Below are 23476 nucleotides of genomic sequence, written 5' to 3'. Positions count from 1 at the left end.
AACCTATGATTCCTTCGTGTTGTTGCACAACTCTTTCAGGGATTTGGCTTCTTTTCCTGAACACCCAATGACCTTTTTAATCTCTGCTATTGTCAGTTGACACAGGTCCTTTGATTGATTTCTAGCATGGTTAATAAGCTCATCAGGTATCTGGTTTGATGTATTTACATTGGTGCTAGGTTCCACTTGCATAGAAACGACTGTATCAAGACTTTCAGAGTATTGTGTCTTGAGTTCTTCTACAGGAACATCATCCTTTAAATAATTAGCACTACTCCAGATGAACTGGCCATAATTAATATCACTACACGCCCAATCAAAATCCGCTACAATTGAGTAGTCTCCACTAACTAGCTGAGCTCGGATTTTTTCAAGGCACTCCGTTTTGGATTTTCCTCGTGTTTCAATACCACGTAATTTGGGCATAACCTTCTGGACAAGCTGATCTTCAAAAGCGATTTTCATCGCTTTAGCTAAGTTTACATCATCATTATTCCTCTGAGCTTCCTGCACGTCTGGATAATTTGCCATGTAGTATTCGATAGATTGCCATACTCGATGTCCTAGTGCTCTACCAACCATGGATAGTGATATATTCATCTCTTCAATAAAGCTTTTGAATGGCAAAATTTGATCATCTGTGAACTTACTTTCTCTACACCACCAACTTTCCCACAATTTACGAGATAGTAGAGCTTCTCGTTCACCCAATGGTTTTAGTTTACTCCGTCTTTCAAGAGTTGTTGGGCGAGGAAAGTTAATAACTGTTCCGCGATCTAATACTTTATCTGAGAGGGATTTGGTTGTTTCATCCTGGTTCATAGTACCAGCCCAAAGTACATTCCTTCCCAGTGGTAAGTCATAATGTTGAATACCCGCACCGAGTTTAACTTCAAGATTGGGAACCTCGTTACCTTTACAGCCACGTCTTTGTTCAAGCTTACTTAAGAATTCGGCAAAATAGAGCTCAACATGAGCAAGGTTCATCTCATCCATCAACACAAGGTTCATAGCATCTTTGAGACCAAGAGGGTATTCTTCTGATTTTCTTTTTTGGGTTTGAGTCAACAAATTGAGAACAGGTTGAGAATCAAATTTATTGTCAATTGAGTTAAAGAAGCCAAGCATGGATTCTTGGCTATCCCAGTTTGGCTGAACAGAAAGGCTTAGAAAGTTCACACCTCCAAAATGAGAATATAACCGAGGGAGTTCAGATTTGCCTGTACCACTAACACCAGCTAGAACCGTCACAGGAGACCACTCGGAGGTTTTTAATGCAGTATGGAACGCATGGAGTATCCGGCGCGGGAACCTTAAACCGTAGTCAATGCAAGACTCTCTGATATGATCGAGCCATTCTAGCTCACCTTTCGTTATATCTTTCTCAAGTTTTACCAATAATTCAGATTGTTCGGAAGTTAGTTGTTTGCCATTTTCTTTAGCAGCCGTTAATGGGCGATACTGTTCAACTTCTTTTATCAATTTAGTTGATCTTGGTAACACTTTCTGAACATAAGGCTCTTCAATATCCCGAATCCTTGCCTCACGGTCCTGTTCACGTTCGTACGAGGATTGTAAACGTTTAAGTTCCTCCATTAATCGATTATTTTCGGCATCCATTGATTCAAACCGCCTCAGCAAAGATTTATTTTTATCGGTCAGCTCTGATACCTGCATTTCAAGATCCGATTGTGCGCGCGCTGAACTTCTGAGAACCTGATTTTCTTCAGCGAGTCGCTCGTAGGTCTGCTGCAGTTCTCTCTGTTCTGATTTCAAGCGATCAAAAGTTTCTTGCATTTCCTGTGTGGGTCGTGTGGCAAGGTCATCGCGCAGCTTTTTAATTTCCTCTTCATACGTTTTTAGTTTGAGTAAAACAGCGGCTGGGTCTTCATCATCCAGTTTATGCCTCAGTTCTTCGAAATTTGAAATGAGAGCACAGCTTGTTTTGAGGGAGTCTCTCAAACGGGCAATTTCATCATTAAGTACAGACTTCTCATTCTCGAAAGATTGTTTCCGTTCAACAATCTTGGTATCAACCTCAAGATTCAAAGTCACTTCTCTTTCTTCAAGAGTTTCTTTACGAGATTGAAGGCGCTGCTTTTGGTACTCAAGCTCATCCTTGAGCTCATCAAGCTCAGCTTGATCCTTCAGGAGAGTTTTCCTTTTTTGTTCGAGCTCATCCTTTTCCTGTTGAATCGCCACCTCATGAGCTTTAAATCTATCAGCGACCTCTTTCTCCAAGGCTGCTATTCTCGATGCCCTCTCCTGCGAAAGTTCCTTTTCAATCGCAGTCAGAGTGTATGCTCGTTTTGACTCCAACTCTTTTTTTTGTTCTTTCCGAAGATTGAATAGCTCGTCATCAAGCTTTGCCCGAGCATCTGCATACCCATTGTCCCTTTGAAGTTCAGCTTTTTGTACCGCCACCTCTCTCTGCCGCAATTTTTCTTTTTCTCCTTCAAGAGATTCCAACTCTTTTTCCTGTTCTTTCCGGAGATTGAAGAGCTCGTCATCAAGCTTTGCCCGAGCATCTGCATACCCATTGTCCCTTTGGACTTCAGCTTTTTGTACCGCCACCTCTCTCTGCCGCAATTTTTCTTTTTCTCCTTCAAGAGATTCCAACTCGTCCATACACTTGGCTTCCCGCTGCTCCAATTGTTTTCTTAAACCAGCAAACTTTTCCTCAAAGAGCTTCGGGAAACCATTTTTTGCCTGAAGCTCCATCTCTTCTAGATGAACACGTTTGTCATTCATCTCAGCTTCTTTTTTGGCTATCACGTCTTTAGCAGCCTTTAGCGCCTGTTCCTTTTGAGCGATAGAGGTCTTTTTTTGGCTCAGAGAATATTCTAATTCCTTCAGTTCCTGCTGTTTTTTCAGGAGGTCTTCCTCTTTGCAGTATATAGTTCTGTCAGCCTGACCTCCCTTTCCATTATTTACAGTTACCTGGGTGCTATTATTTCTTTTAGAGTTCATTAAAATACTTCCATAATTATTTTGACTAGTGTGAATACATTTATTTTTAATGACTCCAAGTTTTCCCTTGTAAAGTCAAGTTGATGATGATTACCGTGACCACGAAGTTTTATCAACTTGGAGATAAGCTCAAAGCAATTCGGAAAACACCTTTTTAGATCTAACAATTCACTTTTTGATGCGACTAAACAGAGTGCAAGAAGTTGAGCCCCAAGAGTTGTGCTTGAGCCTTGAGTAGCACGATATAGTCGATCCACATTTACTGTGCTAATTTGTGCAGGTATTGCATCAGGCGCTGGAAAAAAACCAGATTGAACGATTTTTTCAATCGCTTCATCCCTCAACTTATTTCGATTTTTGACTAATGTTCTCCGGCCCTTCGCAGCTTCTAACAACGACAATTGCATAATGGACGCCAACAAATTTATATAGCGCTGAAGCTGTTCGTCATCCAGAGTCTCCTTCTGGCTTAATATCGTTGCTTTGACCAACTCTTCCCGCAATAATGGTAAAATATTTTGAACAAATCCAATTCCTAATGACTTATCCAAATCGATCCTGGCTTTCAATCTGACCTGATCAATATCTCTTCCTTTCCTTATTTTTGCTGTATAATCATCTTCAGTTATATCAGGTATTAGGGACTGGATGAGCCGAGTGGTTCTATCGCAATAGCCCCTGAGGGTTTCCGGCGAGAGTTCAACATCTGGTGAATTTCCATGAGATACAGGATCCCTGACTTTTTTCAGCGCATTTATAAAGCAGAGACATCCAGAGTCCTGAATAGCCAGATGATTCAGCGGGTGCTGGGGATCATTTATCGCACCAGCTATTGCCAAAGCTAGTAGCGGCTGCATCTCTGAAACCCCGCGCTCAAAAGCTCTGATTTTTCCAGGTTTCACTTGAAGAAGGCCCCTTAAACTGTCAGGAACATCAAGCCCAATCTTGGTAGCTAACGAGCGCAATATCTTGTCATTCTCCCGGTAGGACTGTGACGAGAACAAGCGTTCCCAGTGAATCACAGGGTTGCCAGAGACAACAAATCTCAGCGCCCATTCTATTGCTTCATACAAGGAGACTACTGCCAAGCTGGTCAAGCGGCCAAATTCCTGCTCATCATTAGATGAATCAACATCGATCTTTTCAGCGTCTGAAATATACTCTTGTGCGCGTCGAAGCCTCCGTGCTATCTGTGGGTATTTTTTCAACCAGTCCGCCTCTAAAGACTCGTTCTCTACTTCCTTATTGCTTTGATCGGAGCTCAGACGGTCGATAACCCCTTTATTTTTCAAATCTATGACCCACTGCCAGTCCTGAGAAGTAAGGTAATTAGCAAAGCTTTCAGAAAAGCCAAATCCGCATCCATCCGTCACTAAAAGGTCAGAATTTCCTATCTGGATAAGGACATTACAATGCAAGTAAACAAGTTCAGGAATCTCATTTAAAGATATGGCTTCAGCCATCGGCACCGGAGGCGGATATTGACCGACATCTTGGATTAACAGGGCATGCCGTTTATATTTCTTCTTGAACTCCCTGATGGCTCTGATGATATCGTTAGAATCAGGAACTGCTTTCCAGAAAGAGCCTTTTGTAGGGCGTATCTGTCTTGCGCTGACCGTCGACTTATCATTTGTTGGATTGATTAGAAAATCAATAAATCCGTTGTCACCAATCCTTGAGATTTTTTTATAACTCTGTTGCCCCATACTAACATATGGAAGAAGCTTCCCGGACAGCAGATCTACAAACACTGTAGCCACGGTGTATTCCAGATTTCCGTCTGCTTTATTCTTCCACTCATTCAGAAGTTCCAGTCCATACTGAGACAACTCATAACGATCATTCAATAGGCCGAGCTGGTTTAGGCGATTCTGAATGAAGGCCACCAGCTCCTTTTCCAAACAAGTGACCAATGCAATATTTTCTGTGTCGCCAGATTCAATCTCTGTTATCTTCAATACAGCTTCTTCAAACACATTGAGGCCGCTCTTTTTCTTCTGCGGAATAGAGATTTTGAAGGCGTGACATGGCCATAGAACACTTTGTCTGGCGGCGATGTTCAATCCATCCAATGCTGTGCGAAAACTAATTACTTTAGGACGATGATCTTTTGCTGATTTTTTTATAGAGGGCGCACTCATAGGATTACCCCCTTTTCATGGCACAAATCATAGAAGTTTTTCAGAGCCGGAACTGCATCCACAGCGATCTGGGTGTTTGTAAAGACGCTGTCTCCCACAATGGCTAAGACCCTCTTCTGACGACTCATGCTCACACATAATCGGTTTTCCGACATGAGATGGCCGAATAATTTTTGCTGTTTCTTTTTGTAATCCTGCTCGTTGTGTATATGAGACGGCAAGGCATTCATGTCCTGAGACCTCACCATGGAAAGAAACACAATATCAAATTCCATGCCCTGAAAGGCATCAACAGTGCCGATACGGAGCCGCTCTTCACCATTTTCAAGAAAGCGGTATTCCTGACATATCTGCCATGTACCATCCTGTGCCCTCTCCGTGACACCGTATTTTTCTAATTCTCTGTAGACTTCAAATACTTGAGGTTTATAAAAACTAATAATTCCAAAACTCAGACCTGAATGCTTCGTATCACCAGTCAGTTCCTGCATAAATTCTGCACAGGATTCTTTCGATTTGATCCACATATTAATTTTTTCAGCTATAGCTTCTGCCTCTACACTTCTCCATCTCTTCCCACCCTCTTTGTTGTAACCTTCTGGCCCTCTACTATTAGGTACATCAAACCATACTGCTGCTTTATCTTCGATGCCTTTTAACTTCTGAGAAAAATACTTAGCAGCTAAAGGAGAACGATAACCTTCATTGTACTGGTTATAAAAGTTGCGGCTTGCAAAATCTCCCAACAGTGGGTGTGTTCGGTACTGAGCATCAAGCGTCACTGTTCGCTTGATGTCATCCTTCTCCTCCAGTTTTTTCAAACGGTTGAACAGGTACTCAAACATACTTTTCTTGACAAAATCGACATCAATCGACTGACTGGATGAATCGTCACCTTCCAAAGCTCTTGCGACCTCCTCATCAATCAAATGAGGCAACTGCCTGTGGTCCCCGACAAGGATTATTCTTTTTTCCGCCTGAGACATCGGGATAAGCAGGTCTCTCGGACTGGTTCTCGCGGCCTCATCTATGATCACCGTATCGTACTTAACCATTTCCGTTCGCTGATCATATCGGACGTTTTTATTCTTTGAGCGGATGATGTCTTTCCCAACCGCCTGTTGAGTGGTTGCAGCATACACAAAGTTGTAGTCCTCTATGGCCTCACGAACCCCATCAGGGTTATCTTCAAGCTCATGTAAAAACTCTGCCAGTATCGCATCTCGTTTATTGCTTGAATTGAGTTTTTTCTCCAGAAGCTGAGATACTGTTGCCACCAATCTCAAAACATCCTCTCTTGGTTTTTCTGTCCTGAAATCAGGCGAAGGCAGATATTTATAGAGCAGAGCTTCTTTCAGTTCTCTGAGCTCAGAAAGAAAACTCAACGGCTTGTCGTTGCGCCAACGCGCCGCTTTTTCAAGAACACTTAAATCCGGATTAACAGATCCGTCCTCTATCTTATCCAGCAAATCGACTGCTCTTGCGGCGCCGTCGTCAACAAAGGCTGCTTCACTGACACGCAGAGCTCTAACGAGCCGCAAGGTGGAAGGATCATTCGACTTCAATTCGGTTTGCAGGAAGTTGATGATTTCTTCAGCCTCATTGGTGATATCCTCAGAAATCACGTCTCTGGGCAAATCCAGAATACGTTTCATTAAACTGACTGTGTTGTTCTTCGAGGGACACATTGAATATGCGACAAACAGCTCCATCAGTCTTACCTGATCCTCAGTCTGAGCGATTTGGGGGTTTTTGTTTCGAATATTCTCGGCGACATTGGAGCACCATTTGTTAATTTTTTCAGTGACAGCATCTTCCGTAAATTCCGAGTCACCGGACCTTCTGCCGAACTTAACTGCCGGAAGTGCATTAACACTCAACCTTGCAACTATATTCTCAACGGCATCATGCTGAAAACCGGATACAAGTATCTGACCTCTTATCGACTTGGTTTTGTCATATTCCTCATTGAGCCTTTCAAGAATTGCTGTAACTACAGTTGTTTTGCCTGTTCCTGGAGGCCCCTGAATAAGAGCAATATCCGGGGTGTTCAATGCGACGTCGATAGCATCCACCTGCCTGTCTGTGGGAGGATGCTTAAAAATCTTCTCTTTCACGAAGGACGTCAAAGGCTTCAATTTGGTGACACGTTGAATGTCTGGGAGTGTTCCTCCTTCTTCAATTAACAGGCCGAGAAGCGGATTAGCACAGCGTCCTTCCAGAATGGCTGAGCGTGCCCGCATTCGTCTTTCAATCTGAATCTTGTCTCCATTGATGGACAGAATCAAAAACATTGGATCAGACGGAATTGACGGCAAGTCCAATTCGATGCTGGTTTTTGAAAGTTTAAGGATCGGGGCATAAACAGAAGCTGGCATTTCAGCATCGTTCTTTTTCTGCTCCTTTTTGGTAGCTAATTTTTCTTCCAGAGCCTTGCTGTAGGCTTCCCATGTAAGATCCGGATTCTTGATGTATAAAGGCTCCTCGGAGGTGATCTCTATCTCATCGCCTTCGGTAAGTTGATCCGAAATTGACGACACAAAGAACTTAACACCTTTTGTTGTCTTTTCAATGCCATGATAGTCTATTCTGCTAACTGCTTTGGCCCGGGCTAGCAGCATTTCACCTTCAATTGCACCGTACTCGTCCCACTGTTTCAAGTAACTCCCGGTCTCCTTAGTAAGTTGACTCATCGCTCCAGCAGCTAAAGCTCGAATGCGACCTGTCTTGGTGTAGTCAGAAAACAGGACGGCTCCCCTTGCCAGCCGCAATGATCCTTCACTTTTCTGGTTATCCTTGAAGACCGCTTTAGTCGCAAAATAGATGTCCTTTGACTTATCGACATTGCGCCTTTCAACAGGGATACGAACTCTCTCCCCAGAGATAGAGAATACCCGGTACTTCTCCTGCACAACAGCTTGAAAGTCGGGCGCGTCTTGATCCTCAGAAGTATCCGCTTCAAAGTCAGCCTTGGTGGATGGGCCGCTCATGAGCAGAAAGAAATCTTCTCCGCTAACGCTGATTTTGCATTTTTCATTTAATACGTTCCCCAGCTCTTCAACTCCATTAAAGCGAATGCCATTTCTTTTAGCCGTTGATTCTATGCGTTCATCAATGCCAATCTCCACGTCACCAACTTCAACGATTTCACCATTGAAAAAAATGATTTTAACAAGCGCACTGTCGTCCTTGGCAACCTGCATTACCTCAGCAAGGTGCGCACAACCTCTTTTCAGATGAAAATTCAGATCCTTTTCGGCCGAGGGATCACGAAGCAGTACATTCCACTGCTGGCCATCGATTCTTAATCTGTATGCCTGTCCAGTATTGTTGGGTGCGATATATCCAATACCAATGTTTGGAGTTTCTCCAGACAACTCCGGTTTCAACCATAATTCAAAGGTAATTTCAGCATTTATGTCTTTCAGTTTCATTTGCCACCTCCGTAGATCATACATTTAACCAACCGAGGACTATTCAAATTTGCGAACATCCAGAACTGAACATCCGGCGTTAACTGGTCTATTTTCATTTGTGAATACAATTTCTTAAAACCACTCTGCGGATAACTGTCAGCAGCAACAGACAAATCTGCTTTGCCATGGTCTGACTTTTTAATCAAAATACCATTATTGCTCGAAGATATAAGCACCTCTGTTGTATCCGAATCAAGCATTGCAAACTCAGCAAAGACTCGTCTAGGTACAGCCAGCTCTGACCCCTGCGAGATCTCACGTACATACCGCCAGCATGGTGAGTTTATGGGTTTATCCGGTCCATTCCATCGATAAGACTCAAGAATGAGCACCTGCGGCCTCTGCGCTTTACAGTAAGGGCAATTGTGAGCCCCTGTTTCCGGGTGAATGAAATCATAGTAATAGTTCATAGAGCAGTCTGGGCACGTGACAGTCATATCAGCTGCCTGAGCGAGAGCTTCAGGCCAGTGATAGATGGTCGGCCGCAACAATGGGAATTTCCTGCCTAAGCCGAATGTTCCCTCAAATAAAGTGACCAGTTTTTCTGTAAAGAGAAGGGCCCTAGGCAGACCGCTGTCGGAAGAATTTGAATCATCATTTTGGTCGTCAATCCAAGGGAACAACCCTGCATATGCTTTATCTTCAACATCCTCGCTATCATTTTCCTCATCAGCCCAGTCACCTTCATCCGTTCCATCTACCTTTTTTCCGACAAAAGGATGAATCAGCGAAAGAAGGTAGAAAGCCACGACCGCGAACGCATGACAATCACTTGAAGGTCTTCCACCGTCTTTGGCCTGTACCAGCTCGGGGGCTCCGTATTTTGGTGTGTAAACAACACTTCCACCTGCGGTGATTTCAAATCGAATATTGTCAGCATCAATCAGCCAGACAGCTGAATCACCAAGCCTTTCTGAAATAAAGATATTGTTGGGAGAAATGTCACCATAGACCATACCATTACCATGAAGGCGTGCCAGCAATGATGCGCATTTGTATAGCGCATGAAGCCTGCGTCTAAGCCCACCGGTTCTGTAATAATGCACAATCTTTTTAGCTTCGTTCTCAGGCATTGCCGAAAGCCATGCCGGTATATCGTCTGTACCAATATTTTCTGCGGACTTGCCATCGAGCCAGAAATGACTGAACGGAACCATTTCACTCAAAAGCTGCATCACATAACCGGCATTGTTTTGAAGCAGAACTGCCGGTACGGATATATTCAGGTTTTCTGGCAAAGGCAGGAGTCGGACTCGCTTAAAGCGCTTTGAATACCGTTCCACCGATTCCTCATCAGTGACCGGAGTTCCGCTTTCATCTGTAACAAGCTTGATCGCCAGATCAGGGTCCTTGGTACGAAAAACGACCCCTTGGCCTCCTTGACCGAGCACCTTGTCTTGAATGTGTACATTCTGATATTCATCCACATACTCGTTGAATCTTTGACTCATTGGAAGCCTCCTTTCTTAAACAGACATGCGATCGTCTTGTCATCAGAATGTCCCGGAACCGGCCATTCATTGAGCCAACGTTTAAGATCCCTCTTTCTTTCCTCCGTTTCCAGGTCTGCATAAGTGGAATGGAGTTCCTGCGCAAAAATCATCTGCTTTTCAGGTAATAAGTCATCGGATATACCATCGGTGCATAGCACAACTGCGCAGCATGCCGTGCTTTCAATCGTTGCGATTTCCCACTGATCTGGCTTAAACTCCTGTTGAAGACTGTTTGTGTAGTTTGAGAAGGAATCCTGTTTGTTATCACAGAGAATAAGATCGTTTTCGCCAGTTTCTCCAAGGGCGACAATCATTCCGTCACCAAGGCGTCCAAGAGTGATTATTCCTTCGTTCTGGATGGCGAAAAGGCATGTAGCCGAACAATCTCTTGAAGAGTACGGAGCTATTTTCACAAGCCAGTTGGCATGAATGAGCCTTAAAATATCAACGATATTGGCATCGGGGGTATTATGGTAGCTCTTGGCTGCCTCAAACATAGCAAGACAAGCGGCTTTTGAACCGTGATCTGAATGTGCCTTGCTGCCTAGGCCATCGGATACAACAACGACATTCCCCCATTTATACCGGCGTACCATCCAAGAATCTTGATTTGGAATTCCAGCTTTAACATGTAGGGGCCCGACTACTGTAGCACCCCAGCTATTCCAGAGTTGCTCAAGCATCCCAATCTTCCTCTAGTTCTTCTGTTTCAGGTGGTGCGGATTGCAGAATCTGAGCTGTGGATGATGGCGTGATTAACGGCTCATCCGAACCAAAGATTATACCGTCTATCGCTGACGCTATATTCTCCGAAAGGTAAACAGTCCTGTTTGTGGAAATTTTCTTCAACTTCAACAAGTCAGCATCAGCACCGACTGCAACAGTTCGAATGATCAGGTCGGTGAATGTGCCTAGTTGCTTCTGAAAGCTTACGATGTCTGAATTTGGGAAATTGCCGTCAGACAAAATGAGAACCATTAATCTCCCAGTATCATTCAGGTACTGGGACAGAAAATCGGAGATAGCACATAGATTCGATGAGCCTTCAGCGTTTAAAGCAGGGATATCCCCGTCGCTTTGCAAAGCGGCCTCAGAAACATTCTGTGCCCATTGATAAAAACGGATGTCAGAGTCTGAGTATTTTTCCTGATCTATCAGCCTTAACTGAGTCGCATAACGACACAGATTCTGCAGCAGATGAATTTTCCCCATCTCGTTCATACGACCTGAGGACTGAACAATTATATAGATGCTATTATTCATTTATAGACACTTATTATTTTTGAGAACAATTGACTTAATTTGGTGTTGCAAAGAGCTACCTGCAACTTCATGAATATTGCTAGAATCTTCAATTTTTTTACGAACAACTTTGTTTTTGGGCGAAAAACAGCAAGCTAATATTCCATGTCCAGACATTCCACCAAAATATCTAACGATGTTCTGTAATTTCATTATTTGATCACTTTTAACACCTCCTGCTTTACATTCGACAACATAAAGCGAACGACCATCGGTAAATGTGATATCTAACTCTTGGTACAGTTCAGATTCAGATAAAAATGAATAACCTTTCCCATCATCAACAGACACTTCCAAACCTATCTTAAGATCTTTTATTAGTCCTGAATTTAACAAGGGCTCTAATTGACGATACGTATACTCTTCAAACCAACCTCCAGATAAATAACGAGCAAAATTCGGCCACTTTTCAAATTTGAAAAGCTTATTGTTTATCTTAATTTCAGCTTGACGGTCACTCAATAACTGAGCCGAAATTCCCTCATCAGAAACATTAAAAGGTTCATCAGAGTCATTAAACTTAACAAGATGTTTATACAGCTTCGAAATTTTTGAGCGAGCTAACCAAAGCTCCGAAGTTAACTTATCCCTTTCAGAGCTGTTTACACCAGGGATATCTTCCCAATCACCATGCTTTGATACCCACAAATCATTTCCATTTAATTGAATAAATGTGGATACTGAGTTTATGGTTTTTGTTGGTATTGAATAAAAGGTGTCCAGAAAAATAGTTTTATTGCTTCGATTGTCAAAATAAAAAGGTATCCCATTCACTTTTCTACATGCAGCCAATGCACCTGCATACATAAGCTTAGTACCTCCAGTTAAATTAAATCCTATACGATAATTTGATGGCAGAGCTTCAACAATATTGAGTATTTCAGTTTTCACTTTTTCAGGATCATAAGGATCGACGGAGAGTTCATAAAACCCACTTTCGGCAATGAACTGCTTCATCACGTTGGCAGGAAAGTCTGTCGAATTTACAAATACATGATCCTGACTTTGGAATTGATTGATTCCAAGCAGACTAGGCATCCTTTGCTCTCCGAACAAATGAAATATCGCATCAAAGTGCTCAATTTCTCCAGTTTTTTCAGGAATGGCTTTTGCGTGCCATTCCATCCACTCTTTTGGGAGCAAAACACTCTCAGGAGGTCTCCCGGGCTGAGAAGATGCGATAAGACGTTTCTTTAGCGTCGGGTGCCTCAGAGCCGCAAAAGCCCAAACGAAAGCCATAACCGGAGTCCCCGGACTCAGGTAGAGCGTAGCGAGCTTTTCACCTTCAGATGCGGCAACAGTATTCAGGGATTGAGTCGCGGCCTCATAGATGCCCTCCGTGTCATTGAGATGCGTCAGTTCCACAGGGTGGAAATGCACATCAACCGTTTTACCTGCATCCCGAAGTTGCTTTTGAAGCCACTGATTAAAATGATTATGCGCTTCCGCTGTATTAGAAAACAAATCGAGAAACTTTCTCACGGTTGCAGAATCAAAACCCTCGATCTCTGCTGTTTTTTGCTGAAATTCATAGGCTTTGTTTTCTCTTTTATCTGGATGTGTGAAACCAAGGATTACTGCGTTGGTGTAATCTTCCGCCAGCAAAGCTCCAAGAACCGGGCCGGTTGTCCGTTCCAGCCCGAGTGAGGCCCTAAAATCAGTCATTCCGTACCATGTCATTAAATATTTCTTCATAAACTTTCCCCATTTATGTATGGACGTACCCAACTAACCTGATTTTTCAAGCGATCGGCAAAGACAGCGCGATTGTCTGTTTCAAGCCCTTTAAGTTTTCCTATTGCTCCACTGACGAATGAGCCAGCATCATCTTCATTCATGCAGAATCCGACACGCATCTCAAAGAACCCAAGAAGGTCCTTGCACGATGAGTTACAGCGCTTCCAGTTATCCACAAATGCAATAACAAATGTCCCTTGTAGCGGACCGTCTTCCAGAATTTTCTTCAGGCTCTCTTGTGGGGAAGGTAGCTCATCTTTCTTAACCGGTCTAAAATTCGCTGGACCGGAGTGAAATTCCTTGGCCGAATCCAGTCCGTCAATAATCACAATTCTTTTTGATTGTTGTAATTCCTTGGAGATCTCGGCCAGATTCAATGCGGGAACACTCTCGTGCTTTGAAATAGGTCTACTTCCGGCACCATCGAGATATTTTGATGCCCCCACCGGCACTATGGAGCGTCCGTTCAAGTAGATAATTTCATCGATGCCATTCTGAGCACCCAAACTTTGAAGGATGGAGGCGAGCAGACCGTCGTGGATTGCATCGCTATAGCCGGATATAAGTAAATTCGATGACGGTCGGTTAACCAATGTCAGTGAAAACAGCTCAGCTTCAAAACTCAAACGTTCACCAAGGTGAAGTTGCACCGCCTCATGGCTTTTTGACTTGAACCAAGCAGCTGTAGGCATTTCCGGCAGACGCGAGCCGTTGAATATTCTTGTTGAGCTGCAGTAACCACGTTGGTCTGCGAACTGAGTAATCTTGGTAATGTGATCCTTGCACAGCCGACTATCGGCAAATGGAATCAGAAACCGTTGATTTTCCGATTTTGCCCCGTTGGAATTGTTAATGATGCCCTCCGGTGGGCAACTCAATTTGGAAGCCTCCCAGTTGCTGTTACCAAGAATCATCGCGGAATCTTCCTCGCTGCAGGCAAGGGCAATCCGGCAGCCGATTTGGCTTATCAACTGGCCCATTGAAAGAGACTGGATTCCTTTCAGTGTCTGGGTGGCCAGCAGTACATGTATGCCGTAGGCCCGTCCTTGCCTCAGCAGCTTGTTCAACATTTTCTCTGCGGGAGCTGCCACTTGCCGCCCCTCAGAAAACAGGATCTGAAACTCATCAATAATCAGCAAGACACGCGGGAGATCGGTTACTGAAGATTCCCTGTATTCATAAAAGTCGCGGACAGACCGGCTTTTGAACTCCTGAGCCCGTTTTTCAATCTCCTCCGTCAAATGCGCCAGAACAGTTACCCCGTATTCAGGATCACTCTCTGTAGCCACCAGTTTTGCCTGAGGAAGCGGAGGGGAAGCATAAACACTGAATTCTGTACCCTGCTTGTAATCCAGCAGGTAGATATTCAACTCCGAAGGTGAATACGTGTGGCAGAGGCTATGAATCAGAACATGAAGCAGGTTCGATTTTCCAGAGCCTGAACGCCCCGCCAGAAGAACATGGTGCTCTGTATTCACCCCGCCGATAGAGAAATGAACGATCTCGCCATCCGAAGTCCAGCCGATCGGAACCTGTACACCCTGAACAGCGTCGTGACTCCAGTAGTCCGAATTGCACCAGAGGTCAGTGAGGCTTTTGCTGAATTTCGCGCTCTGTTCATATCGGTCAGATATAGATGCCAGAAAATCGGTCAGCTCAGAACGTCCAAGCCAGAACTCCTGTTCCTCCACAACATTGATTTCAGAGACATGCTTGGTCAGTATCTCTGCTGGAACAATGGAATCCATTCTCTTAGCATATTTGTCTATCGCGGTGCGCAGCCCCGTAAACTTGCGGTCCTCCAGCCGACTTTCATCAATGGTCAAAACAGGAAGAACGCCACAGATAGGGCCGTGTTCCAGAAGGCGTCCAAGGTACCAGAGGCTTTTGTCCGTCAACTGTTCCGGCACTCCAAAAATGAGCAACAGTTTATATGGTATGGGATTGCTGCTGTTTACCTCATTGTAGACGGACCAGCTCTTGAGCTCTCCCTTAAATTTATTCTGAAGCAGATCCTCGACATAATCCGTTAACCGGGCCAGAGCATTTTCCAGTTCGTCCGACCGGGTCAGCAATCGCTGCTCGGGAAAGAGCCGTTTTACATTCAACAGGGAAAGAAACGGGTCCAGAGAAGTGCCCAATCTCAGCGGATCTGCAGCGGTAATTTCAACATTGCAGACCGGCAAGCAGTGCATCAGCCGAAGCATCAGCTGGTGAATCAACCGATGCCCTGTAGTCTGGTCGGGTAACCAGAACGATGTCTTAAAAGGAAAAGGAATCAGCCGTGGGATATAACCTTTCCAGTTCTGATAGGTAAGGTACATGCGCCCAAATGCCAGAGCGTCAGGGAAAATGGTGCCCGTATTGATATTTTCGGCTACTAACTCATTCAGATGCGGCTGACGCAGGCGGACCCTTTTGCATAGGTCATCAAGATTCTTCAGGGCCGAAACCCATTTCTTCTCAAACTCCTCGTGCGCCCGATGTTTTCTCTCGCGAATCTGCTCTTTTTTTGACTTGAGAGAATTCAGCGCGTCGTTTCGTCTTCTGACTACAGCGAGTTTGGAATCACTCAATCGCTTAATTTTGGTCTGGATACCTGCAAGCTCAACTTTCAGGTCATTCTGCCGATTCTCCAAACTAGCCTTTCGAGAGCTGAGTTTGGAGCTGGTTTTGATTAAATCATCTTTGCCATGCTCATTCTTTTTAATCTCTCTCAGGATTTTTTCAGATTCCTCTCGTTCAGCATCACCAAATACATATTTTATGATTGAAATTAAGGTGGAGCGCTGGCTGATCTCACGGTCAAGCCTGTCCTTATCATTCGCAAGGTCGGAAATGGATTTTTCAACCTGCTTTATATGATCCTCTACGATGCGGATCTCATTGTTTAGCGATTGCAGATCCTTTTGCAACTTTGTCTCTTTATCATGCAACGCAGCCAGTTCGCCTCTTTCTACACATTCGCTGACAGCCCGGAGATTTCCTATAGCTCTGTTGCAGTCCTGCTCCGATTGCTTCAGTTCAGTTTGAAGCTGGTGGTAAGTATCTTCCTTCCTTAGAATCGCCTTATTCATTGCGCCAACGGCATCGAACAGACGTTTAGGCATGGAGTCCCTGTTTTTACGGCTGTTACTCATGACACATTCTTCCTATCGATAGCACCTCTCCAGTTAACTGATCAATCTCGGCGGCTCGGGTCTGAAACAATTCTCCCACTTGCTGAAGGTCGGAGATGTCCTGCAAAAGGGGCTCGAATACGTCTGAGACAATAGACTGACCAAACTCGTCTCTGACGGTGTCGGAAAATTTGACCATCTGTTGTGAAGTCACATTAAATAGATCATCAAACATAGGTATTCTCTTCTTCAAATGGAAGCTGAAGGACGATACCATCAGCCTTTAATGCCTGTTCAATAACCCCTAAAACATCCGCAAATGATTCAGCTACACCAGCTACAATAATCGTCTCGAGTTGCAGCTTGGACATAATGTAGTCGGACTTGAAATCGTCATCAGAGCATCTAACCTTTTCAATTAGCTGGTGCCAGTATTCTTCCGGTAAGGACAGGGAATACTCACTATCCGTTAACGAGAACAGTTCTTCCGTGAGCTTATCAACAGCACTCATCTCACCTGACTCCATAGCATTCTGAAGCTTGGAAGAAAGATCCTGAGCTTTGCTGGTGCGTTCACTTGGGATCAGAGCGATCTTAATTTTCAAGAGTTCCTCCGTTATTTGCATTAGAACCGTTCACTATGTCCCAAGAGGCTTTGTCGATCTCGTCTTTTGTCGGGAGCATGCCTAGTAATGGCGATCCGGCACTCCGAAGGGCCTCACGCAGTTCTTTTTCCTGTTCTGGAGTTAAATCCTTGATGTCGCGTGAACATACCGTCATCGATGCATTAGCTTCCTGATGCCCGCCGGATTGGAAAACCATGTGATCTTTCTGAGAATAAAGGTACGAAGCCCGGCCGCATTTAACTTCAATAGCGATAGAGCCTCCAGTCGGAGCACTCATACCTTCACCACGACCGAGAATAACCGGTACTTTGAGATCTTCGATGATCAGGTCAGTTTTGGTAAATCTACCATCCTCAAATGTGGTCCGGGCCTGCGTGTCCGTTTTATGTCCAAGCGGACTCAGCGCCTGTTCCACAATTTTTTCGCCACAGTAGCCACTCAGGTTTCGGCGGATTTTAAGCTGAACCGCATGCCTTTCAGCCGGACCGTTGGCGGCTTCGAGCTGGCTTCTGTAGTCCGCAATCTTGGCTCTGAATACCGGATCACGATCAGTGAGATATTCAAAATAATAGCGCTGCTGTTGAACGGATAGATTCAGCCTCGAATGCAGCTCCTTTGGCGTAACCGGCTTACTTGAGTCCGGAGTCCACTTCAGCCATGCATAAAAGTCCGCAGCTGGCGGGTGCGTATCGAGATAAGCGTTGAGAGCTACCTTGGCGCTTTCCAATCGGGCTTTTCCTCTTTCAAGGTGAGCCGCAGCACTGGCAATTCGAGCTGCACACTCCGTTTGCACTGTTTCCGCCAGCTGAGTTGCCATATCAAGACACTGCCGGGCCATTTCATTTCGCTGCTCCATCTGCATGCGGTGGTCTTTCGCAGCTTCCAAAGCTTCCTCAGCAGCCTTAACAGCGGATGCTGCTTCTGTGACGGCTGATTCTGCGGCAGCTATGTTAGCCTCTTCAGATGAACAGTTGGGCGGTTCATAGTTGTTGTCATCGTCATTATAGCTCCCACGCGCTTCGCAGGCGGATAGAGATAAATAAGCGGAACTCAACTGCTCATTAGCTGAAGAAAGCTGCTCATTAGCCTGTTCCAGTTGCTGCCCAGCCCCCATTTCGGCTTCCATCGAAGCATCCATAAGTTGAGCGCTGTTATCGGCCTCCTGCTGTACTTCGGTCAACTTGGCTTCAGTAGCAGCAATCTGAACCTGACAGGCACTTTCCATGGAGTCGTAGGTCGACTGAAGTCCGGCAATTGCCTCCTCAAGACTCTCAACTTGTTCAATGGATACGTACGCCATTCCCCACCTTAACTCTGTAAATAATCTCTTAAACGTGAAGCCAGAGCGTGAAGATAAGGAACCTGTTCCGATGCATTCGCCTCAAAATGAGAAAGCTGCTGAACCAGCGCGTTATAGTCCTCTTCAAAACTCGCTCGCTTTTCATCCTGCCAAGTATCCCCAAGGACACCAAAGCTATGATTCAAACCGTTAACCGCGTCATTCAACGTGTCGATGAACTGCGTCAAAGATTGCGCGAAACGGTCAAGTTCATCAGGGTCGCCAATTGCCTGTGGCATGATTCACCTCCAAATTTTTATTTACCAGTAACCTTCATCGTCGGACGAAGCGGTTGGCTCAGTTGTAGCCGACTTGACACTGCCACCGTCCAGTTTGATCTCTGACGGAGCCGGTACCACGTTCGGGGTCTTTGACTGGGTACGCATGGTCACCGACATGGTCACTCGCTGGAAAAACTCATGCAATTGCCCGGCATTTTCTGCATAGAAAAGGTCGTGTGGCGTGCCCTCGATAAAACGTTTCAGAACCGTCTCATCCGCATCACGTCCGATAGCCATTGCCATGCGGTCACATTTGGAAGATCGTCCTTCGGAAATGAAATCCTTCAGCGGCCTTTCCCAACTGTCATTAGGCTGCCCGTCTGAAACAAGAACGATCGTCGGGCGGTAGGCTCGGGACGGAGTGGTCTCCTTGTCCTCGATCATGGCCTTAGCCATCTTGAGGGAGGTTCCCATCGGGGTCATACCGTTAGCCCGCAGACCTTGCCACTGCACCTGAGAAGCCTTGGTGTAGGGAACATGCAGTTCCACTTGGTTACCGAAAGTGATGACAGAAACAAGAATCTCTGTCTCCATCTTCTCCTCCTGCGCAAAGGTGTCCAGCATATCCTCGACAGCCTTGTTAAGGTTCTCGATTTTGTCTCCAGACATACTGTAGCTGACATCCAGAAGCAGAACGACAGGGAGAGGTTTTGCGGCTGGCACTGTAAATTTCTTGGGATCAAACATGTTTTATTTTCCTCTTCACCAATAGCAATATTAATTGGTTGATCAAAATAACTATTTCATAAATGCATAGCGAAATGTGAAGTGATAAAAGGCATTACCTTCTCGCTATTCATGAGAATGATTTACATAGGTTCTATTAACCTAAATAGTGGATGACTCTTCAGGTTTAGCTTTTAGCCAATCAGCCTGGAAGGTTATACGTTGCTCTTGTAACAACATAAACACATAAATTTATTCATTCCAACAATGTCCTTATATAGAGTAACGTAACAGGTGTACCAAAATGATTTAGATATTAGGGAGGTCTGCTTTTGCTTTCTCGGCCCAATTACGAAAATTTTGATGGCTTGACAGCCCAAGTAGTTGAACTACTATTTTCTTATTATCACCATCTAACTCAAATTCCGAAACAAGGTATTTATTATACCACATCAATAAGTTAAGTTATATTGCAGGCAACTCAACATTGTCTACAACAACTCTTTCGTTGTTTGACTTGGCTTGCGTTAATAGAGAAGGCTCTATTTCTTTTGCAGTAATAACATTCGATTTTGACCAAAATACAGCCAGGTGTAATATGTTTCAAATCTCTCGAATATTGCCTAGCCAACGATACTGACATTCAAATAAAATTGTAATTTCACTAATTGTTTTACCATTCATTTCAGGATATGTTCGCAGGTACAACGATACCGTTCCCAGTTTGTCTATATTACTGAATATGCTTCAGATATAATAAATACTGGTAAATCAGTTAATCTTGGGTTACTGCATTTACCGTTGAAACTACGCAACAAAGCCATGGTTATACGTAGCAAATAATTCTGATGAGGTGGATTGTATTGAGTACATGCGGAAATGGTATTTCGTAAGGTTACGAAATTAATAGAGCAACTCCCATTGGTCTATTAATTAGCATCCTCAGCATCGACGCGACAAAAATCAGAGCATAATCTAGCAGATAATTAGAAAAAGGCACCAATTTCAAATAGACATAAAGTTAAATGACCTCTGGCAAAGCTGGAGGCTTGTTGGGTGACGCTCTCTAAGGGCTTAAGCTTAGGTAAGCACCACAAGGCGCTAAATTTCTAATTTCAATTGTTCTCGGTGCTCATCTTCTTGTTCTTGACTCCGTATATATTCAAGAACTGTCTCTTCGTCTAAGCCTACCATTGAAACAAAGTATCCCCTCGCCACAAAATGTTCACCATTGAAATTTCTCTGCCTACCTCACAACTTCTTAGCTATTGATATCGCACTTTTCCTTTGAGGTAGCCAACGATATTAGATACTGAATATTTTGGAGGGACACTGATACACAGATGAACATGCCCCTTCAGCAAATGTCCTTTTTCAATTTTTATGCCTTAACTCCTAGCCAACTCATGAAATGTAGAACCTAGGTGCTTCCTATTCGCTTTTTTCTTCCTTAACGGTCCAATACGTCTTCACTAACCTCAGAAAGCTCACAAAAGCTTTTGTTCGTCGTGGCATGCTTGGTAAGGTCTCTGGGGACTTTCTTTGATCACTATGAAATTTAGTTTGTTTAAAGTGTATCGAAATTGTCCCTGGTGAGTTGTACCTTATAAACCTGCCATCATCACTGCATACAGTAGTTGCCCTATCCTCAAATTGTTGCTTGAACCTTTCCAACTGCTTTGGCACCACCAGTTGAATCGAGTCTTTAGGTAACTCTACATTTTTGACTATCGCTTTTATCCAGTAATCTACATGTGCAAGGTAAGGCGTTAATTCTTTAGCGTCGGTCACTGATATATTAGCCATGTACCACTTAACCTTAATCTCAAAAAAACCGACCTCCATCAATTTCAAGAAGCGTAACAACGTTAAAGCCATGTCTTTGTTATCCGTTCTTATCAATGAGTCCTTCGCACCAATGAAGCTTTCGATACATGAATACAACATTGGCAACTGGACTGCTTTTTTAAGCTTTACTTCTGATTCTGTATAGCGCCGGATTAACACACCCAAGACACTGATGTTCGGCTGATTCAGATTTTCATAATTTAGAGAAGATCTCGCCTGATATTTTGAGTTGGAAAGCAGGCGTTCAGTCAAGTGAGCTTCTGTCTCAATTATTAGCTGTACTGTATTCAAAGAGAGCTCTAAAGCCTTTGAAATGGAGTTTGAAGAATGACCTTCAGCACTGCGCCTAATCACCCGCCAGCAAAGCTCTAAACTCAGATCATCTTCAGGTTTTCTAGACTTAGGTTTCTCTAGAGTTTGTATATCAAACACTTCTGTATGCAACGCAACCGCTGATTGTGTAGGCATAGTCCGAAGCAATCGCTGGCTAAAATTTGCTTTAGGGGTAACTCGACCAAAAGGATCTGTAGAGATTCGCTGCCCCCAAACACGTCGTAGTGACGCTTCCGAAGCTACATGATTGGCAAAGAGATTACGCCTTAGAAAGTCGGAGAGATGGAAATAAGAAGCAGCGGTAGTTGCGGGTGAAGCATGACCAAGCAATGTTGCAATAGCCCAAAATTTCTTACGAGAATATCTCGTAATTCCGAGTCGTTGATTCAGTTCGTGACTTCTTTGTTCACTAAAGTAATGGTGATTTAGGAATGCAATATCTTCCTTATTGGTCAACTCATTGTAATAGAGTTGGACTACCATCCAGTTACAAAATGAATGTCTGCAATGATGAAAGCGAATAGACTCATCACCAGTCACCCCTTTTAGAACGTTTGTTAAGAAGCTAAATGCCTCTTCTATATCTGACTGTTCAAAGTGAGGAAATATCGATGTATCTTCAGCCATAAATTTAGTCTTTGCCGTAAAGAGGTACTCCATAAAGACTTCTAGCAAGTCCTTTGGAATTAATACATCTATAGGGATATTTCGGGAGCTTTCTTTTGACTTCAACAATCGGTATCGATTTGGCCTGACATGCAAAGTATGATTTCTGTCGTTATAGTGGTAGACATCTTTAAATTGTAACCCTGCAATTTCATTTCTTCTTAATCCAGTATAAAACGCCAATAAAAATATGATTTTACCTAAACTTGCTTTCGAGTGTTGCGATGCATTGAGAGCTTCTATGATTCTATCGGCTTCATGTTGAGTGATGACATTCGCATCAACATTATGTTGAGCAGCAGGAACATCAATATCTGAAAGACAGAGATTAGGTACTAGAGCACTTTCTACCAGATATTCTGCAAAATAGGCGACATAGGCTTTCTTCGTTACCGATGAAATACGCTCTATGACATCATTTAACTTCTCTGCCCAATCGAGACTATCCATCAGATTTGGGTTGCAACCAGAAAACTCCACAATAAATGGCATCGCCACATAGTCTACGTAGGCTTTGATCGTATCCAGTCTTAACGTTGATTTGTTCTTTCCACCATTTTTCAATAAGTGGTACAGCCAAGATAGCAACAACCAAGCCCATGGCATCTTCTTAGTTGCACTCGGATTATGCAGTTTAGGATGGAGTTCTGTCAGGAGTTTTTGGCGAATACGAATGCTGTTTTTACGATTGGTGCGGATTAGCACATTGGTAATTCGAGAAATTACGGTAATTTGTTCTTCTGTCGTTTGTTGCATGATACAGACATCATCAGTGTCTGGTCGCAATTGCCGATAACTCGATGAAAAGGCACTGTCCCAACTTCGAGTTTGCCGCACCGTTGTAGCCAATGTGGGCTCTTTTTGTCGTTGCACATTCACCCTTACGTCACTTAAGAGCCGAGTCATCACATGCTCTGCTAAGAAGGTAGAATCAATTTTTCTTGCTGCTAAGCCATATTCCATAGCGTTTCGAGTCATGACATATTCAAGCTTGAGCATTTGACGAAGTTCTATAAAACTCAGCTTTGTGTGACGAGGTAACAAACCACAGTTAACCAGATAAGTATTGACTACTGTTGACAGTAGCAGGCGACGACGGTCATTAGATTCATACCAGCGATGCAACAAAAGCTCTGCTTGAGTCGATAGCCAATAACGTTTTTTACCCGCTGAGAAGAACCAGTGTCCACTAATTAACGTCCTACTCTCTGGGCGACATAGTAAATCAGTAATGGTTTTTTGTTGGTCAATCCCTTCTTTTAAACACAGCCAAAGCACTAAAAATCCAGCATGATGATGAGGAGAATCAAGGTAGCTATGTAGTGAGGACGCTGACTCAATAGTCTCGTAAATATTATTCGCTAACTGAGAATTTAAAAATATATCGGGGGTTAACTGAGGGACTTCCTGTTCAATGTATACATTCTCTCCAATATTGGGCGCACGTATGCCCGTTTCTTTTTCAATCTCAACAAG

At 43.9% G+C, this 23476-nt stretch carries 14 protein-coding genes and 1 pseudogene; all 15 read right to left on the bottom strand.

All coding sequences use genetic code 11. The annotated features are described in order from the left end of the window. Window positions 1-3: 3 nt before the first annotated feature. The 15 genes and pseudogenes from VHA01S_RS08245 to VHA01S_RS18635 all read right to left on the bottom strand — a co-directional run bounded on the left by VHA01S_RS08245 (window position 4) and on the right by VHA01S_RS18635 (window position 22450). A complete protein-coding gene (locus VHA01S_RS08245; RefSeq protein ID WP_023403903.1) occupies window positions 4-2970 on the bottom strand; it encodes a DUF8727 domain-containing protein in 2967 nt (988 codons plus the stop codon). Next, entirely contained in the window at window positions 2970-5114 is a 2145-nt protein-coding gene (locus VHA01S_RS08240) for a hypothetical protein (RefSeq protein ID WP_023403902.1), read from the bottom strand. Before VHA01S_RS08240 ends, VHA01S_RS08245 begins: the two co-directional genes overlap by 1 nt. Continuing rightward, window positions 5111-8548, bottom strand: coding sequence for an AAA domain-containing protein (locus VHA01S_RS08235; protein WP_023403901.1), 3438 nt, complete (start codon window positions 8546-8548; stop codon window positions 5111-5113). Before VHA01S_RS08235 ends, VHA01S_RS08240 begins: the two co-directional genes overlap by 4 nt. Further along, window positions 8545-10041 carry a protein kinase domain-containing protein gene (locus VHA01S_RS08230; protein ID WP_023403900.1) on the bottom strand — a complete coding sequence of 499 codons (1497 nt, stop codon included), beginning with the start codon at window positions 10039-10041 and terminating at the stop codon, window positions 8545-8547. Before VHA01S_RS08230 ends, VHA01S_RS08235 begins: the two co-directional genes overlap by 4 nt. Further along, window positions 10038-10766, bottom strand: a complete 729-nt coding sequence (locus VHA01S_RS08225; protein WP_023403899.1) for a PP2C family serine/threonine-protein phosphatase — start codon at window positions 10764-10766, stop codon at window positions 10038-10040. Before VHA01S_RS08225 ends, VHA01S_RS08230 begins: the two co-directional genes overlap by 4 nt. Then, window positions 10759-11346, bottom strand: a complete 588-nt coding sequence (locus VHA01S_RS08220; RefSeq protein ID WP_023403898.1) for a hypothetical protein — start codon at window positions 11344-11346, stop codon at window positions 10759-10761. Before VHA01S_RS08220 ends, VHA01S_RS08225 begins: the two co-directional genes overlap by 8 nt. Next, window positions 11347-13080, bottom strand: a complete 1734-nt coding sequence (locus tag VHA01S_RS08215) for a Card1-like endonuclease domain-containing protein (protein WP_023403897.1) — start codon at window positions 13078-13080, stop codon at window positions 11347-11349. Then, entirely contained in the window at window positions 13077-16262 is a 3186-nt protein-coding gene (locus VHA01S_RS08210) for an FtsK/SpoIIIE domain-containing protein (RefSeq protein ID WP_023403896.1), read from the bottom strand. Before VHA01S_RS08210 ends, VHA01S_RS08215 begins: the two co-directional genes overlap by 4 nt. Next, complete coding sequence (locus tag VHA01S_RS08205; protein ID WP_023403895.1) at window positions 16255-16476, bottom strand: hypothetical protein; 222 nt, start codon at window positions 16474-16476, stop codon at window positions 16255-16257. Before VHA01S_RS08205 ends, VHA01S_RS08210 begins: the two co-directional genes overlap by 8 nt. Then, window positions 16469-16846, bottom strand: coding sequence for a hypothetical protein (locus VHA01S_RS08200; protein WP_023403894.1), 378 nt, complete (start codon window positions 16844-16846; stop codon window positions 16469-16471). The genes VHA01S_RS08205 and VHA01S_RS08200 overlap by 8 nt, the downstream gene beginning before the upstream one ends. Next, window positions 16836-18167, bottom strand: coding sequence for an HlyD family secretion protein (locus VHA01S_RS08195; protein WP_023403893.1), 1332 nt, complete (start codon window positions 18165-18167; stop codon window positions 16836-16838). The genes VHA01S_RS08200 and VHA01S_RS08195 overlap by 11 nt, the downstream gene beginning before the upstream one ends. Window positions 18168-18175: 8 nt before the next feature. Next, the gene (locus tag VHA01S_RS08190) at window positions 18176-18445 is read right to left on the bottom strand and encodes a WXG100 family type VII secretion target (protein ID WP_023403892.1); all 270 of its coding nucleotides are present in this window, start codon (window positions 18443-18445) and stop codon (window positions 18176-18178) included. A 21-nt stretch (window positions 18446-18466) separates the two neighbouring features. Then, entirely contained in the window at window positions 18467-19174 is a 708-nt protein-coding gene (locus VHA01S_RS08185) for a vWA domain-containing protein (protein WP_023403891.1), read from the bottom strand. 1080 nt (window positions 19175-20254) lie between these two features. Beyond that, window positions 20255-20610 (bottom strand): annotated as a pseudogene (tnpA, locus tag VHA01S_RS18075) (IS200/IS605 family transposase); the annotation flags it as partial. Continuing rightward, window positions 20585-22450, bottom strand: coding sequence for a tyrosine-type recombinase/integrase (locus VHA01S_RS18635; protein ID WP_240432754.1), 1866 nt, complete (start codon window positions 22448-22450; stop codon window positions 20585-20587). The gene VHA01S_RS18635 and the pseudogene tnpA, both read right to left, overlap by 26 nt. Between the last annotated feature and the right edge of the window lie 1026 nt (window positions 22451-23476).

Source organism: Vibrio halioticoli NBRC 102217, assembly GCF_000496695.1.
GTDB lineage: Bacteria > Pseudomonadota > Gammaproteobacteria > Enterobacterales > Vibrionaceae > Vibrio > Vibrio halioticoli.
This window is presented reverse-complemented; position numbering and strand designations above follow the sequence as displayed.

Excerpts from the sequence above, each read along its gene's own strand:
- VHA01S_RS08245 (WP_023403903.1), bottom strand. The coding sequence starts at position 2,970 with ATGAACTCTAAAAGAAATAATAGCACCCAGGTAACTGTAAATAATGGA.
- VHA01S_RS08240 (WP_023403902.1), bottom strand. The coding sequence starts at position 5,114 with ATGAGTGCGCCCTCTATAAAAAAATCAGCAAAAGATCATCGTCCTAAA.
- VHA01S_RS08235 (WP_023403901.1), bottom strand. The coding sequence starts at position 8,548 with ATGAAACTGAAAGACATAAATGCTGAAATTACCTTTGAATTATGGTTG.
- VHA01S_RS08230 (WP_023403900.1), bottom strand. The coding sequence starts at position 10,041 with ATGAGTCAAAGATTCAACGAGTATGTGGATGAATATCAGAATGTACAC.
- VHA01S_RS08225 (WP_023403899.1), bottom strand. The coding sequence starts at position 10,766 with ATGCTTGAGCAACTCTGGAATAGCTGGGGTGCTACAGTAGTCGGGCCC.
- VHA01S_RS08220 (WP_023403898.1), bottom strand. The coding sequence starts at position 11,346 with ATGAATAATAGCATCTATATAATTGTTCAGTCCTCAGGTCGTATGAAC.
- VHA01S_RS08215 (WP_023403897.1), bottom strand. The coding sequence starts at position 13,080 with ATGAAGAAATATTTAATGACATGGTACGGAATGACTGATTTTAGGGCC.
- VHA01S_RS08210 (WP_023403896.1), bottom strand. The coding sequence starts at position 16,262 with ATGAGTAACAGCCGTAAAAACAGGGACTCCATGCCTAAACGTCTGTTC.
- VHA01S_RS08205 (WP_023403895.1), bottom strand. The coding sequence starts at position 16,476 with ATGTTTGATGATCTATTTAATGTGACTTCACAACAGATGGTCAAATTT.
- VHA01S_RS08195 (WP_023403893.1), bottom strand. The coding sequence starts at position 18,167 with ATGGCGTACGTATCCATTGAACAAGTTGAGAGTCTTGAGGAGGCAATT.
- VHA01S_RS08190 (WP_023403892.1), bottom strand. The coding sequence starts at position 18,445 with ATGCCACAGGCAATTGGCGACCCTGATGAACTTGACCGTTTCGCGCAA.
- VHA01S_RS08185 (WP_023403891.1), bottom strand. The coding sequence starts at position 19,174 with ATGTTTGATCCCAAGAAATTTACAGTGCCAGCCGCAAAACCTCTCCCT.
- VHA01S_RS18635 (WP_240432754.1), bottom strand. The coding sequence starts at position 22,450 with ATGGATAGTCTCGATTGGGCAGAGAAGTTAAATGATGTCATAGAGCGT.